The following is a 14,557-nucleotide window of genomic DNA, read 5'->3' on the forward strand; positions in this document are numbered from 1 at the left end:
AGGTATCGATGTCACAACCCTTGAACGAGCAGACGATCGCGCTCGTCAAAGCTACCGTTCCCGCGCTGGAGGCCCATGGGCTTGATATTGTACATGAAATGTATGCGCGCATGTTCCAGAATCCCGATATCCGTGATCTTTTCAATCAGTCGCATCACGGCGATGCGGGTTCGCAGCCTCGTGCCTTGACCGGCGCCATTCTGGCCTATGCCAGCAACATCGATAATCTGGGCGCGCTTGCTCCGGCTGTCGAACGGATTGCGCAAAAGCATGTCGGCCTGCAGATCAAGCCGGATCATTATCCTCATGTTGCAGAGGCGCTGCTGGGGGCGATCAAGGCTGTGCTGGGCGACGCGGCGACAGACGAGATTTTGGGCGCCTGGGGAGAAGCCTATTGGTTCCTCGCCAATATCCTGATCGCACGGGAAAATCGTATCTACGCCGAGCAGAAGGACACGGCCGGGGGCTGGAATGGGTGGCGCGATTTTCATGTTGAAGAAGTCGTGCGCGAGAGCAGCGTCATCCATTCGTTCGTGCTGCGCCCGGTGGACGGTGGTCCGGTCATGGCGCACAGGCCCGGCCAATATCTCACTTTCTGGCTGGAGATTTCCGGTCAGGCGCCGCTCAAGCGCAATTATTCAATCTCTGCGGCGCCCAACGGGCGGACCTATCGCATTTCCGTCAAGCGCGAACCTCACGGGCTTGCATCCGGCTGGCTCCACGAGGAAGCCGCGGCTGGGACAGTTCTCAAGGTGGCTGCTCCCGCCGGCGAATTCTTTCTGGCCGATCCTGTCACGCGGCCGGTGGTCCTGCTTTCGGGCGGTGTGGGTTTGACCCCGATGGTGGCCATGCTCGAGGCGCTCATCGAAGGTGGGTCTGAGTTCCCCATCCATTATGTCCACGGCACGCATGACCACAAGACGCATGCGATGCGCGACCATGTCCGCGCGCTTGCTGCCAGGGGAAAATCGGTCAAGGTGACAGATTTCCATCAGAATCCGCTTCCGGGCGAGGTTGAAGGTCGCGACTATGACGTGGCAGGGATCATCACGGACGACTGGCTGATCGGCAACACGCCGGTTGACGATGCGGATTATTATATTTGCGGGCCGCGCCCCTTCTTGCGCCATGCTGTTTCCACTCTGTCGCTCGCGGGCGTCCCGGCAACGCGCATCCACTATGAATTTTTTGGTCCCGCAGACGAGTTGCTTGCAGCCTGAACGAAGGCGGGGCGGAGGCAGGCAGTGGCCATGACATTGTCAGTTCCGCCCCTTTGCCCTCCATGGCGTTTGCGTGCATCGCCTTGAAGCACATCATAATATTTGTAGTCATCCTGCAAAAACATTCATTTGCGTCATGAACCTGGCTTGCCCAAACCGGACATCAGGCCGTCATGGTGAAAGACCGCTTCGAATGCTGTTCCGACAGGAGAGGATGTCCAGGAGAGGGCAGCGGATGAAGCCGTCAAGTCCAAGCCCCACTTTGCCCTGGCGGGGCATAGTCTGGACCATCATCATGGCGGCCGCGGCTTATGTCATCTTCTTCCTGCACAGACGCCGGATCATGACGGAAGAACAGTTGATGCTGTCCATTTTCGTCCTTGTCCCGATATCGACCTTTCTGTTGACGGGGCATGGCCAGGATCGATCGGGGTAATCAAAACAACGCAAGTGCCTCGGCGGAAACAGGCCTCATCGACCGCATCATGGGAGTGAAGCGACCCTGCACAAATTCGCCGCAAAACTATTGCAGGCAACCATCAATATTTTGATCTATGGATCGCCAAGGAAGATCATTAGTCAGCCCGGCATGAAGGGGGCAGGTGCACGGTCATTTTCGAACGTGACAATCCCTCATGTCACGGTTGCCAGAGATGACGGTTACGCTCGCAGACCCGAATAGACGCCTGCAACTTCCCTCGTTTAAACTCGATCCACAGAAGCTGCTTTTTTCCCTGAGCAGCCTGCTCGCGGCAGCCATCACGCTGGCGATCGCGTTTTCGGCAAGCCTGTCTCGGCCCTGGTGGGCCCTTCTCACGGTCTATGTGACCGCGCAGCCCATGGCGGGCGCATTTCGTCCGAAGGTCTTTTATCGCTTGGGTGGGATCGCAACAGGCGCACTGGCGACCATCCTGCTTGTTCCCAATCTGCAGAATTCTCCCGAATTGCTGGTCTTGTGCCTCGCCGCATGGACGGGCTTTTGTATTTATCTTGCAGTTCTGGATCGAACACCTCGAGCCTTTCTGTTCCAGATGGCAGCTTTCAGTTCGGCTGTGATCAGCTTCCCCTATCTGGACGATCCCGCCAATATCTTCGAGACAACCATCGCGCGCGTCGAGGAAATGACGGTCGCGATCCTTTGCGTGACTACCGTCCACGCCCTGTTCCAGCCGTGGAGCGCAACGCCGGTCATCCGGGCAAGGGCCCAGTCCTTTCTGGGGCACGCGCGCCGGTGGGCGGCCGAAGCGCTTTCAAGCCAGCACACCAAGCTCGAATATGAGCATCGCCGAATGCTGGCGGCGGACGTCACCGAACTTGGCATGATCGCGATACACCTGCCGTTCGACCAGCGGTGGGCTCCCGCGACCCGGCGCCGGGTGACAGCGCTTCAGCAACAATTGGCCAATATCCTGCCACTGGCATCGGCATCGGCGAACCGTCTCGATCTGTTGCGGGCAGATCAGGCGCTTGGTCCTGATCTGGCGCGGTTGCTCGATGATATATCCGCCTGGCTGACGGACAAGGAGAGCAGGCCGGGCGAGGCCGCATCGCTGATCCGGGAATGCCAGCGCATGGCCGCAGATGCGGAATCCGAGGGAAGCTGGACCTCCCTGCTGACCGCGAGTGCTTGCGCGCGGATGGCAGAATTTCTCACTGCCATGGCTGCGAGCAGAAGACTTGCCAACAGGATCGGCAAGCCGGGGCGGGGCGGCGACAAGACTTTGTCCCAGACGTCTTTTGCTCTTGCGCGCGACCATGGCGTGGCAGCTCTGGCGGGTCTTGCAACCGCGACCGCAATCATGATCTACTGCGCGGTCTGGATCCTGCTTGCCTGGCCGAATGGGTCTGCAACTGCAGCCTTTGCCGCACTCATCACATGTTCATTCGCGGCTCAGGACGATCCGGCACCAGTCATCGGCCGCTATCTGCTGGCAACGCTCAAGACTTTCCCGCTGGCGGCCCTCTACCTGTTTGTCATCTTGCCGCGGGTGGATGGCTATGAAATGCTGATCATCACGCTGGCGCCTGCCCTGCTGTGGATGGGATATGTGCAGGCGGATCCCAAGCGGTCGCCGCAGGCGCTGCCGATGTTTTCCTGCTTCATTGTCGCCATGGGCTTCCTTGCACGTTTCCAGGCGGACTTCGCCCTGTTCATCAATACCGGACTGGCGCAGCTTGGCGGCATCGCGACGACACTCGCGGTCACCAAGATGTTCCGTTCGGCCAATGTGCTCTGGACGGCACGCCGCATCTTGCGCGCCAATTGGGCCGACATGGCGCAGCTGGCGGACATTCGCAGGCCATTCACGCCTCAACGCTGGACGGCGATGGCGGTCGATCGGCTGGGGCAGGTCGCAGCCCGGATGGCGATCGTCGCGCCGGGCGATGATCTGCATGCTGCCGACGGCCTTGCCGACCTGCGCATCGGGCGCAACATCATCCCCCTGCGCAGGGCGCTGTCCCATGTGCCCCACGATGCCCGGCACAGTCTCGGGGCCGTGCTGGCGGGCCTGACGCGCTTCTATTCCGTGCGCTGGCGAGGAGGCAGGGCAGACGCGCCACCCCCGACACTCCTGGCAGCGATCGACCGCGCCTTGCATGCCTTATTAGGTCTGCCGATGGACGAATTCCGACGGCCGGCGCTTCGCGCACTCGTCGGCATGCGGTGCAATCTGTTCCCGGGCGCCTTGCCGCCGGCCATCGCAGCAACGGCATGATCGAGGAAATCCATCTGCTCGGCGTGTATATGCCCGCCGCATTGCTTTGGGGCGTGCTGGCGATCGTACTGGTCTATCTGCTCCGCGCACCGTTGCAGCGATTGCCCTTCTATCGCCTGCTCTGGCATCCCAGTCTGCTGGAGCTCGCCCTGTTCATTCTGTTCTGGTGGGGGTTGTCCACCCTTGCCGATGCCTTCCTCTATCGATGGTTCGCTTCCTGATATGCTGCATCGCCAAAATCTTCTGCGCTCGATTGTGACGCTGCTCGTCATCCTCGTCATTCTCGGCGGGATCTACGCCCTCTGGTTGCGCTATCAGGTTGAACCTGTCACGCGGGACGGCAAGGTCCGCGCGGACATGGTTCCGATAGCTGCCGACGTGGGTGGCCTCGTGACGGAAGTGCGCGTTAGCGATAATCAGCCCGTCAGAAAGGGTGATATCCTCCTCGTGATCGATCGCCCGCGCTATCAGCTGGCGCTCGAGCAGGCGAGCGCGAATGTGGCCAGCCAGCAGGCAGCGCTGGCGCAGGCGGTCCGGGAAGACCGGCGCAACCATGCGATGACCGAAGTGATCGCAACCGAAACCATTGAGCAGGGACGGGCGAGGGTCGACCAGCTGCGCGCCAGTGTCGGTCAGGCGATCGCCGCCCGCAATCTGGCCCGTTTCAACCTCGATCGCACTTTCGTTCGCGCGCCGGTTGACGGCACGGTTGCGAACATGTCCTTGCAACCAGGCGTCTATCTTGCGGCAGGCAAGCCGGCGCTGGCACTTGTTTACGACAAGTCGATGCGGGTGGAGGGCTATTTTGAAGAAACCAAGCTGCCTGCCATTCGCGTTGGCGATCCCGCCAGCATTTATCTGATGGGCGTTGCGGACGAGATCCAGGGGCATGTACAGAGCATCGCTGGCGGCGTTGAGGACCGCGAACGGGCGGGTACGGACGGACAACTCGCCAATGTGAACCCCTCCTTCACGTGGGTTCGACTGGCGCAACGCATTCCCGTGCGGATCACCATCGACAAAATTCCCCCGCAGGTGCGGATGATCCCCGGTCAGACTGCAACCGTCGTCGTCCACCCCCGCAAGGACGGACGCAGCGCACACCGGAGTCTGCCATGGTAAGGGGTGCGCACTATCTTGGTCTCGTCGTCCTGCTGGGCGGTTGTGCAAGTGTTGGGCCCGATTACCATGTGCCCCGCGCTGCGATGATCAACGCCCCTGGCGCGGCCCAACCTTTCCTTTCAGGCACCCTTGCGACGAAAGCGGAACCTCTCCCTGACCATTGGTGGAAACTTTATGACAATCCAGCGCTCGACGCGCTGATCGAAAAGGCGCTGGAAACGAACACGGACCTGCGCGTGGCCGAAGCCAATCTGCAGCGCGCTCTTGCCCTGCTGGACGCGCGCGGCTCGTCCCGGGAAATTCAGGGCAGTCTCAACGCGGAGACAAGCTATGCCCAAAGATCGGGCGAGGCAGAACTGCAGCACGTTCAGCCCCCCGTTCGCCAGATCTACAACGCAGGTGTCAGCGTCAGCTATGACCTTGATCTATTTGGACGCCTCAAGCGCGGGATTGAGGCTGCCAGTGCTGATATGGAAGCCGCTGTTGCGGCGCGGGATCTGGCGCGGGTCAATGTGGCAGCGGAGACCGCTCGTGCTTATGCCGACGTTTGCAACGGTGGCTATCAGATTGACGTGCTGATGCGGTCAATCGCACTTCAGGAGAAAGGCATTCAGATCACCGGGGTGCTGGTCCGTAACGGTCGTGCCGCGCCTTATGAGTTGGATCGCCGGGGCGCGGCGCTCGCCGGCAACAGGGCGCGCCTGCCCCGGCTCGCAGCCGGTCGGCGCAACGCCGTCTTTCGCATAGCGGCGCTGCAGGGAAAGGTGCCAAGCCAGGCGGACATGGGACTCCTCGATTGCCGTCGACCGCTGGAACTGGCGCAGGTGATGCCGGTTGGTGATGGACAGGCACTGCTAAAGCGCCGGCCTGACATCCGCATGGCGGAACGGCGCCTCGCGGCATCGACTGCGCGCATCGGCGTCGAGACGGCGGCGCTATATCCCGATATCCGCCTGGGTGCCTCGGCCGGATCGACTGGCGCCGTAGCCGATATTCTGTCGCCACTCACCAATCGTTTCGGATTTGGCCCTCTCATCGGCTGGACGCTCAACCGCCACGCAGCGCGTGCACGGATCGCCGCCGCCCAGGCGCAAGGCAGCGCCGATCTCGTCGCATTCGACGGCGCGGTGGTCAAGGCTCTGCGCGAAGTCGAGGCAGCGCTCAACAGCTATGATGCGGGCTTGCAACAGCAACGGGAACTGGATGAGGCGCGCGAGGAGGCCGAACGCGTGGCACGACGCATCACGCAACTGCGCCGCGGAGGCAAGATAGCCGAACTACCCGCAGTCGAGGCGGAACGTGATCTTGTGATTGCAGAGCAAGCTGCCGCCGAGGGCAGGGCAGCCGTGAATAACGACCAGATCACCCTTTTCCTGGCTCTAGGCGGAGGCTGGAAAGCGTCAACCATCGGGGAATGAAGTCATCGTTCTGTCTCAGAGACCTTCTCATCTTTCGTCGACATCACGCGTGACGGTAATATTGTCCGCCTTTCCATCCTCCAGATGCAACGCCACCGTCCAGATAGCATCGGCGGGATAATAGTCGTTGATGGTGATCCTTTGAGCGTTGCTACATCTGGCCGATCGAGGGTCGCCTGCCACTCCGGAACATCGTGCCCCGGCTTTTTCGAGCATCTCGAGAGCACCCCAAAAAGACGTTCCGATGGGCACGGCCTGCAGCAGGGACGCTTTGGCGTGCTGCATATCGCCGTACCATTGATAGTCGCTTTCCAACCCCTCGAAAGTGAAGGATCGCGTCGCGGAGGCTTCCGCATGCGCCGCCGGTACTGCGGACAACATCAGGATGGCGGAAATGAATTTGCATGATCTCATCGTCGGGACGTCTGCTCGCGGTGAATGTCTCATTGTTCTAACGGAATAGGCTTGATTAGCGTAATGCATAATCTTGCGATCGGGGATGAGCAAATCTGTCGGGTGGTCGGCGGCAGCGAGGGCGGCCGTTCCTTGTTTCGCCGTTGGCCATGTCCCCTTCATCCGCGTTTCATGCCATGAGGACAAGGATCCGCGCAATTTCACCCGATCGTGCGGGACAATCATGACAGTCGATGCAGCCCGCTTTCCTCATGCAGCCGTGCCTTAAGCGCGGCGATGCAGATGGCGATGGCTTGTATCCCATGGATCCCGACCCACGCTCCGCTTTCTCCATGGACATGTATTTCACGGCCATGTGTTTCGATCCAGCATCCGGGGGGCACAAGCGTCGCAGCTGCGGATTGCAAGGCCGAATATCGAAGGGCGCGAGCATGGGTTCCATCAATCTGGCGCCACACGCCCGGACCAACTCTCGGGAGGTCGCCCAAGCCTGGGAAAACCGCTAACGAAATCCGGGCATCCAGCCCCCGATTGGGAACGGTGGCGCCTACACAGGCCGCGATGGCCGCCTTGAGTTCCAAATTGTCCGCGATCATGTCCGCCCAGGGCATGTAAAATGATCGCCGGCCATCATCTCTGCTCGGTAATGAAGGGATTGATGACGGGTGGGCAGACCCTTCGCAGACGGCCATCGCCGATGGCATACACCCATCCATGAAGAGTCAGTTCTCCTGATTGTTCCCAGGCGCGTCGCACGAACGGGTTGGCAGCCAGGGCCTCGACCTGCATCCTGACATTGAGTTCGCAGAGCTCATTTGGACTGACCGGAATGGTTTCAGCTTTGCGCGACTGGCTTTGATGCAGATCTCGTATCGGAGCCAGCCAGTGGCCGATCGCGTCCTCAGTCTCTGTCGCCATCGCCGCCTGGATGCCGCCACATCCATAGTGACCCACCACGATGACATGATGAACTTCGAGGATTTCGATGGCAAATTGCAGCGCCGCAGCCAGGCTGGGATCGTCCCTTTGGGCGAGATTGGCTACATTGCGATGCACGAACATTTCACCTGGATCCAGGTCGACTATTTCGGTTGCCGGCACGCGGCTATCGGAGCAGCCGATCCAGAAGTATCGCGGACGCTGCTGGTCCACGAGACGGGTGAAGAAGGTGGGATCACCATGAGTCTTGGCTTCCGCCCAGGCCCGATTGCTCTCAAACAGAGATTGCAGGGCTCCGTCCCCCGGAACTGGCCTTGCGTCTCCATCCTCTTGGAGCATAGCATCCTGCCTATTGATGGAGATCGACAATCCGCAGATAGGGCTTGAGCGTTTTGTATCCTTGCGGGAACTGCCGGTTAGCCTCCTCTTGGGAAAGCTTTGGCGAAATCACGACGGGTTCGCCCGGGAGCCAGTTCACCGGGGTCGCAATGCTCCGGGTATCTGTGAGCTGGAGGCTATCGATCGCGCGCAGAATTTCCGGGAAATTCCGACCCGTGCTCGGTGGATAGGTGAGGATCAGCCGAACCTTTTTGGAGGGGTCGATCACGAATACGGAGCGGACCGTCACGGCTGGATCGCTTTCCGGATGGATCATGTCATACAGCCTCGAGACGCGAGCGTCAGGGTCGGCAATCATCGGGAAGTCCAGTGCGACGCCCTGGGTGTCGTGAATGTCTTCTTCCCACTTGCGATGGGCTTCGACCGGATCAACGGAGAGGCCGATGGGCTTGACGTTGCGTTTGTCCCATTCCGGACGAAGCCTGGCGACCTCGCCGAGCTCTGTCGTACAGACCGGCGTGAAGTTCTTGGGATGGCTGAATAGCACGGCCCAATGCGATCCCAGCCACTCATGGAACCGGATGCGGCCGTGCGTGCTGTCCTGCTCGAAGTCGGGGGCGATCTGCCCGAGATGGATCGTCATGAATCCTCCTTTTTCCGCCCCCAATGTGCGCCAGCAAATGCGATCAAACAAATGAATGTTATTTCTTGTTGAATACAATCATTTTACGGACACAAGGGCGATGGTGGCCATCGGGTCGTGACCGTCATGGCCGCCGACAAGAAGAGGTGGGCGGAGAGCAGCGCACGCCGAACCCCAGTCGTCCAGGAGCAAAAATGGGCTTGGGCTATGGCTTCCGCTCATGCCTGCTCCCCGTTGCCCGCTTCCGGTTTCGAGCGGCCCGGATCGGCTCCGAACGTCAAGGGCCATACGTTGTACAATTCTGGTGGAGGAGCGACCTCCTCACAATCTCCATAGGGGCGGCGCGGTCTTTGCTTCCCGATATCAGAGGCCGCAAATGCACCTATGGCCGCCGCCACGATGAAGCAGATCATGGATGGCAGGAGCCCATCGTCAATGAAGTTCCGATGATGGAGATAATATACGCCTGCAACGAGGCCAATGGTCAGTAACGTCAGTGCGAAGGCCAGCCAGCGACCCATTCTGCCTGGGGGAGCCGGCTCATGCCAGAAGGGTCCGGGGTGTTTCATGGTCTGGTGCTGACCTCGGTCGGCGCGATGGGGGACGTGGCTGCGGCCACGGCGATCTCTCCTTGTCGCCATATCTTCTCCCTGCTAGGCACATATCAAGCAAATGATTATTATTGCGCATTAACCGCAAGGATCGGCATAGATGGACATCGGCATCGCCCGCACTTTTCTCGAGGTGGTGAAGACCGGTAGCTTCGTAGGCGCGGCGAACAATCTGCATCTTACGCAGACCGCCGTGAGCGCCCGCATTCGCGTTCTGGAAGAGCAGCTCGATCGGCCTGTATTCATCCGAAACAAGGCAGGCGCAAAGCTGACCCAGGCAGGTGAACAGTTCCTTCGTTTCGCCACGACCCTCGTTCAAGTGTGGGCGCGCGCACAACGGGCAGTCGCACTCCCGCCGGGTCGTGAAACAGTGGTCACGGTGGGGGCGGAGCTTAGCTTGTGGAGCCCGTTGCTGCGGCACTGGCTGTTATGGATGCGGCGCGAGTGCGCCGAAATCGCCGTAAGCACGCATATAGATGCGTCCGAACGCCTGATGGAGCAGGTTCAGGACGGAACACTCGATGTCGCCGTGCTTTACGCAGCACCCAGCCGGCCCGGGATCATCGCCGAACTTCTTTTCGAAGAGAAACTGGTGCTTGTGCGGACCACCCCGACCAACGCGCGGCTTGAACCCGAGGACCATGTCCAGATCGACTGGGGTGAAGAATTTGCGGCGAGCTACCAGGCGGCCTTCCCTGATCAGCCCAACGCGGTCGTGTCGATCAGCTATGGCCCTCTGGCGCTGGATTATATCCTCGCAACGGGCGGCAGTGGTTATTTCCGGAAAGGTTTCATTCGTCCCTATCTGGAGGAGGGACGCCTCGCGGTTGTGGCGGGTAGTCCTGAATTTTCCTATTCGGCCTATATGGTTCATTCCACCAAGGCGGATCCCGGCGTGATGGACCGTGTCCGGGCCGGACTCCATGCCGCAGCAGCGATCGCGATATGATGAACGAGCCTTCCTCCCCGGTATGTTACGGCGCCGGCGCCGATGACCAATATATGGGCTTTGCTTCACGCGACGAAATTGTCGCCGCTCTCAACGAACTGCTTGAAGCGGAGCGGGCTGGCGCTCGCGTTGCCCTGGCCAGCGGACGTGGATCGGAGAACGTGCGTTTCTCAGAATTGATGCGGATCATACGGGCGGATGAGGCATATTGGTGCGCCATGCTGTCGCGGCAGATTCGAGAGCTGGGCGCTGTTCCTTCCCGTCGCACGGGAGCATTTTATGGTCGCGCGATGGACATCGTGGACCCCCATGAGCGCACGCTGTTCCTTAATCGGGGCCAGTCCTGGGTTGTACGCAAGCTTCAGGCTCTGATGCCGCGGGTCAGGGATGAAGTTCTGCACAGGGATTTGCAGAGAATGGCTGAAAGGCATGGGACGAATATCAAGCTGGCAGAAGCGTTTCTCCAAGACGCCGGCTGATCGATTCCAGTCATGCCGTCACCCGCCCATCGGCGTGGCCGCCCGCTCAGTCGGACAAAAACCAGGCGCCGAAATAACCGCAATAATATCTCTTCAATCACCCAATTATATTCATTTGATTCAGGCAATACGGTAGACAATAGGACCTCGAAAAAGATTGAATGGCGCGGGGGAAATCAGCGTGTTGAAATGGCTCTTGGGCAAATCGCCGATCCATAGGGCGAGAGCAGCAACATGTCCGGGCGGCGCCATCGACGGAATATGGGAGGCGCTCGATCTTGCCGAGCGTCGAATGATCTTCGCGCCTGTGAAACTGGAAAACACCATCATATCCGCGCTGGTGGACAGTGGCACCTCCCGGACCATCATCAATAGCGGCCTGGCCAGGGAATTGGGATTGGTGCCGCTGGGAGAGACGTCTGTCACGTCCTTTACACGTCGTGTCGCCGGTGTGAGTTATCGGGCAGCGACAATGGAATTGGCTGGCACGATCTTGAAGGATTTCGTGTTCGATAGCTACGAGACGGCAGACATAGAGGCGTTGGCACGCCGCCAACTGCCCTTGATAGTGGGACGCGATGTCCTGAAGAAGATCGATGTGGAGATCGATTTTATCGGGGATCGCATTCGCTGGACGTCCCCCGGACCACGGCGGAATGTCAGGCCCGGCCTCAGATTGCCGCTATGCGGCGAACGTGCGGCCTTTCCGTCGATCGATCTGGCCATTGAAGGCATGACACAGGAAAGATGCCTGCTTGACCTGGGCAGCGATACGCCGGTCACGATGTCCGCCGCGTTTGCCAAAGAGCGCGGCTTGTTTGAAGGACGCCGCCAGTCGACCGCGGTATCAATTGGCCTTGAAGGCGTTCTGACAAATATCGCGTTTACACTCCGCAACGTGAGCATCGGTGACTTTGCTTGGCATGATGTGCCGGTGCAAGCTGTGGAGAACTGGAAGCTTGCGCAACCCATATCCGTCGGGTGGCCATTGTTCCAAGCCTTTCACATCGTTCTGAGCCTGGGCGCCAGGACGATGGACATGACGGCAAACAGGCAAGTCCTCGCTTCGCCAATTCCGAGAGACAGGCTGGGAATTTCCGGCCGACGGGAAGAACAGAGACTTGTCATCTCCCATGTCGCCCCGGGCAGTCCTGCCTGGCATGCCGGATTGCGCGGCAACGATGTCCTGGTAAATGTCGATGGCCGCGCGATCAGCCGTGGCTACCCCGCGCCTGGAGATCGCGTCGGCTTTCGGGCACCAGGCAGCGTCGTCAGACTGGGCCTCGCCGATGGCCGCACCCTCGAGATCATGCTGATAGACTATTATTGAAAGCCTCAGGTCAACCGAGGGCCGGGAGCCACTATCCGCTGATATAGCACAATATATTTCATATGAATGAGAAATAACATTCGTTTGTGTTATGTTATCGTTCCGCGCAAAAGGCCTGGGCGTGAAGCGGCTTCGGAACAAGCCCAATGCGACAGCGACATCCGTGAGGATGGATTTGCCGTCGGGAAGGAGCTGGACGCCGAGGAACGAGAACGATGTCTGTATCGGAACCGCCAGGGCACTCCCTTTCCCTGGAACAGAGGCGACAAGTGGAGGCACTGGCCCAGTCGCTCACACCGATGCAGGCGGTCTGGCTTGGCGGCTATTTCACCGGGTTAGACGTCGGCTTGCGGCAACCCCTGACGCAGCCGGCGTCTACCAAAACAGCCGATCTGCGCTCTTTGACCATAATATATGGAACGGAGACAGGAAATGCCGCCGAGCTCGCAAGGACGCTCAAGGCCGCGGTGAATGCCAGGAGCATGGACTGCATCGCGGTCGACATGGCCGATTACAAGACACGGCAGCTGGCGCAAGAGCAGGACCTGCTCATTATCGTCAGCACCTATGGGGAGGGGGATCCTCCTCAGCCGGCGACCGGCTTTTTTGAATTCCTCGAGGGCCGCAAGGCGCCGCGGCTCGAGGGAATCCGGTTCGCAGTCCTTGCCTTGGGCGACCCAACCTATGAATATTTCTGCCAGGCTGGGAAGAGGCTGGACCGGCGGCTGGAGGAACTTGGAGCGGCGCGGCTTGCGCCGCGCGTCGAGTGTGACGTGGACTATGAGGAACGGGCAGAACAGTGGATCGCGTCGGCGTCTCCTGCGCGACAACAGGCAGAGCCAGCGCGAGGGCAAGCGTCCCCAGCGCCCATTTTGCATTCACCCGGCGATGCTATCATCATTCGGATGAGCGGCTATCCCAACGGCTGCTCGCGTCCCTATCTCGCCGAGATCGGTCTTACCGGCAGGGCGCCGGGCAAGTACAATCTGTATCTGGGCGGCGGCTTTCACGGCGAACGCCTCAACCGCATGGTCCGCGAAAATGTCGGGGAGCCGATCATTCTGCAAGTGCTCCGGGATGCAATCGGGCGTTTCGCCCGCGAACGTGAAGCTGGTGAGCATTTCGGCGATTTTGCCGTTCGCGCCGGCATCGTCCGGGCGGTTAGCGAAGGGCGCATGTTCAATGAATGAGGAGGATATGGCGGCCATGCATCCTGAAACGATCGCGGCAGCTTTCGGTGTTGCGACCGATACGGCCTATGGCGCGGTCACGCCACCGCTTTATCTCTCGAGCACATATGAATTTGAGGCGTTCGGGAAGCCGCGACTATATGATTATGGACGCGCGGCCAATCCGACACGAGATCTCCTTGCGGATGCGATCGCCGCGCTCGAAGGCGGGGCAGGGACTGTCATCACTTCGAGTGGAATGTCTGCTCTTGATCTTCTTGTCGGCGGTCTGCGCCGCGACGAACTCGTGCTGGCCCCACATGATTGCTATGGCGGTACGATGCGCCTGCTCAAGGCACGCGCGAAACTTGGTCATTGTTCGGTCCGCTTTGTCGATCAGACGGATGATGCAAGCCTCTTGAGCGCTTTGAGCGACGCCCCCGCCCTGGTGCTGATCGAATCCCCCAGCAACCCGCTCATGCGTGTGGTGGACATCGCGGCGCTCGCGTCACAGGCAAAAAAGGCGGGCGCAGCGGTTGCTGTCGACAACACGTTTCTTACCCCGGCAATCCAGCGCCCCCTCAGCCTGGGCGCGGATTATGTCATCCACTCCACCACGAAATATCTCAATGGACATTCCGACGTGATCGGCGGCGCGATTGTCTCAGCGCGGGCAGACGAGGCGGATCGATTGCTTTCCTGGGCTAATGTCATCGGTACGGCAGGCTCCCCATTTGACTCCTGGGCGACGCTCCGGGGATTGCGGACGCTATTTGCCCGCATGGCGTTCCAGCAGAGCAACGCTATGGCGATAGCGCGCCATCTGGAGACCCATCCGGCCGTCTCTCGCGTCCATTATCCGGGACTAGTGAGACATCCCGGTCACTCCATTGCATTGCGGCAGCAGCGAGGGTTCGGCGCCATGCTGAGCTTCGAGCTGGCTGGAGGGGTCGAGGCAGTTCGCCAATTCATGACGAACGTCAAATTCTTCACGGTCGCTGAATCGCTGGGGGGCGTGGAGAGTTTGGTCTCCCATCCGGCAACCATGACCCACGCGGACATGGGCGAGGAGACGCGGGCTCTGGCAGGCATCAACGACAGCTTGCTACGGCTATCGGTCGGCCTTGAGGCGGAAGGAGATCTGCTAGCGGGTCTTGAGGTGGGTCTTGCGGCATGCCGGGGCTAGTCGATCAGGGCATCGCTGAAG

The 14,557-nt window shown here is 60.1% G+C and carries 14 protein-coding genes; 11 read left to right on the plus strand and 3 right to left on the minus strand.

The genetic code is table 11. The features are described 5' to 3' along the window. The first annotated feature begins 8 nt into the window (after positions 1–8). From hmpA to NUH86_RS22955, 6 genes are all read left to right on the plus strand, one after another. Entirely contained in the window at positions 9–1,220 is a 1,212-nt protein-coding gene (gene hmpA, locus NUH86_RS22930) for an NO-inducible flavohemoprotein (RefSeq protein WP_044663404.1), read from the plus strand. Positions 1,221–1,455: 235 nt separating this feature from the next. Beyond that, positions 1,456–1,656, plus strand: coding sequence for a hypothetical protein (locus NUH86_RS22935; protein ID WP_044663576.1), 201 nt, complete (start codon positions 1,456–1,458; stop codon positions 1,654–1,656). A gap of 217 nt (positions 1,657–1,873) precedes the next feature. Continuing rightward, a complete protein-coding gene (locus tag NUH86_RS22940) occupies positions 1,874–3,937 on the plus strand; it encodes an FUSC family protein (protein WP_044663403.1) in 2,064 nt (687 codons plus the stop codon). Continuing rightward, positions 3,934–4,158, plus strand: a complete 225-nt coding sequence (locus NUH86_RS22945) for a DUF1656 domain-containing protein (RefSeq protein ID WP_044663402.1) — start codon at positions 3,934–3,936, stop codon at positions 4,156–4,158. Before NUH86_RS22940 ends, NUH86_RS22945 begins: the two co-directional genes overlap by 4 nt. A 1-nt stretch (position 4,159) precedes the next feature. Beyond that, entirely contained in the window at positions 4,160–5,059 is a 900-nt protein-coding gene (locus NUH86_RS22950) for an efflux RND transporter periplasmic adaptor subunit (protein ID WP_044663401.1), read from the plus strand. Continuing rightward, positions 5,053–6,477, plus strand: coding sequence for an efflux transporter outer membrane subunit (locus NUH86_RS22955; RefSeq protein ID WP_044663400.1), 1,425 nt, complete (start codon positions 5,053–5,055; stop codon positions 6,475–6,477). Before NUH86_RS22950 ends, NUH86_RS22955 begins: the two co-directional genes overlap by 7 nt. A gap of 27 nt (positions 6,478–6,504) precedes the next feature. Here NUH86_RS22955 and NUH86_RS22960 read toward each other — a convergent pair whose 3' ends face one another. The 3 genes from NUH86_RS22960 to NUH86_RS22970 all read right to left on the minus strand — a co-directional run bounded on the left by NUH86_RS22960 (position 6,505) and on the right by NUH86_RS22970 (position 8,812). Next, on the minus strand, positions 6,505–7,053 hold the full coding sequence (locus NUH86_RS22960) for a hypothetical protein (protein ID WP_052628282.1): 549 nt from the start codon (positions 7,051–7,053) through the stop codon (positions 6,505–6,507). A 468-nt stretch (positions 7,054–7,521) separates the two neighbouring features. Continuing rightward, positions 7,522–8,169: a carbonic anhydrase gene (locus NUH86_RS22965; protein WP_052628281.1), complete on the minus strand. Its 648-nt coding sequence runs from the start codon at positions 8,167–8,169 to the stop codon at positions 7,522–7,524. A 10-nt stretch (positions 8,170–8,179) separates the two neighbouring features. Then, positions 8,180–8,812 carry a peroxiredoxin gene (locus tag NUH86_RS22970; protein WP_044663398.1) on the minus strand — a complete coding sequence of 211 codons (633 nt, stop codon included), beginning with the start codon at positions 8,810–8,812 and terminating at the stop codon, positions 8,180–8,182. Positions 8,813–9,523: 711 nt separating this feature from the next. Between NUH86_RS22970 and NUH86_RS22975 the strand changes: the two genes are divergently transcribed. From NUH86_RS22975 to metB, 5 genes are all read left to right on the plus strand, one after another. Beyond that, positions 9,524–10,372 (plus strand): LysR family transcriptional regulator, encoded by an 849-nt coding sequence (locus NUH86_RS22975; protein ID WP_044663396.1) that lies wholly within the window; start codon positions 9,524–9,526, stop codon positions 10,370–10,372. Further along, complete coding sequence (locus NUH86_RS22980) at positions 10,369–10,851, plus strand: DUF6306 domain-containing protein (RefSeq protein WP_044663395.1); 483 nt, start codon at positions 10,369–10,371, stop codon at positions 10,849–10,851. The genes NUH86_RS22975 and NUH86_RS22980 overlap by 4 nt, the downstream gene beginning before the upstream one ends. Positions 10,852–11,032: 181 nt before the next feature. Continuing rightward, a complete protein-coding gene (locus NUH86_RS22985; protein WP_238320213.1) occupies positions 11,033–12,181 on the plus strand; it encodes an aspartyl protease family protein in 1,149 nt (382 codons plus the stop codon). A 269-nt stretch (positions 12,182–12,450) separates the two neighbouring features. Next, the gene (locus NUH86_RS22990; protein ID WP_238320212.1) at positions 12,451–13,371 is read left to right on the plus strand and encodes a flavodoxin domain-containing protein; all 921 of its coding nucleotides are present in this window, start codon (positions 12,451–12,453) and stop codon (positions 13,369–13,371) included. Further along, the gene (gene metB / locus NUH86_RS22995; protein WP_044663394.1) at positions 13,364–14,536 is read left to right on the plus strand and encodes a cystathionine gamma-synthase; all 1,173 of its coding nucleotides are present in this window, start codon (positions 13,364–13,366) and stop codon (positions 14,534–14,536) included. Before NUH86_RS22990 ends, metB begins: the two co-directional genes overlap by 8 nt. Positions 14,537–14,557 lie beyond the last annotated feature (21 nt).

This window comes from Sphingobium sp. JS3065 (assembly GCF_026427355.1).
In the GTDB taxonomy this organism is placed as follows: domain Bacteria; phylum Pseudomonadota; class Alphaproteobacteria; order Sphingomonadales; family Sphingomonadaceae; genus Sphingobium.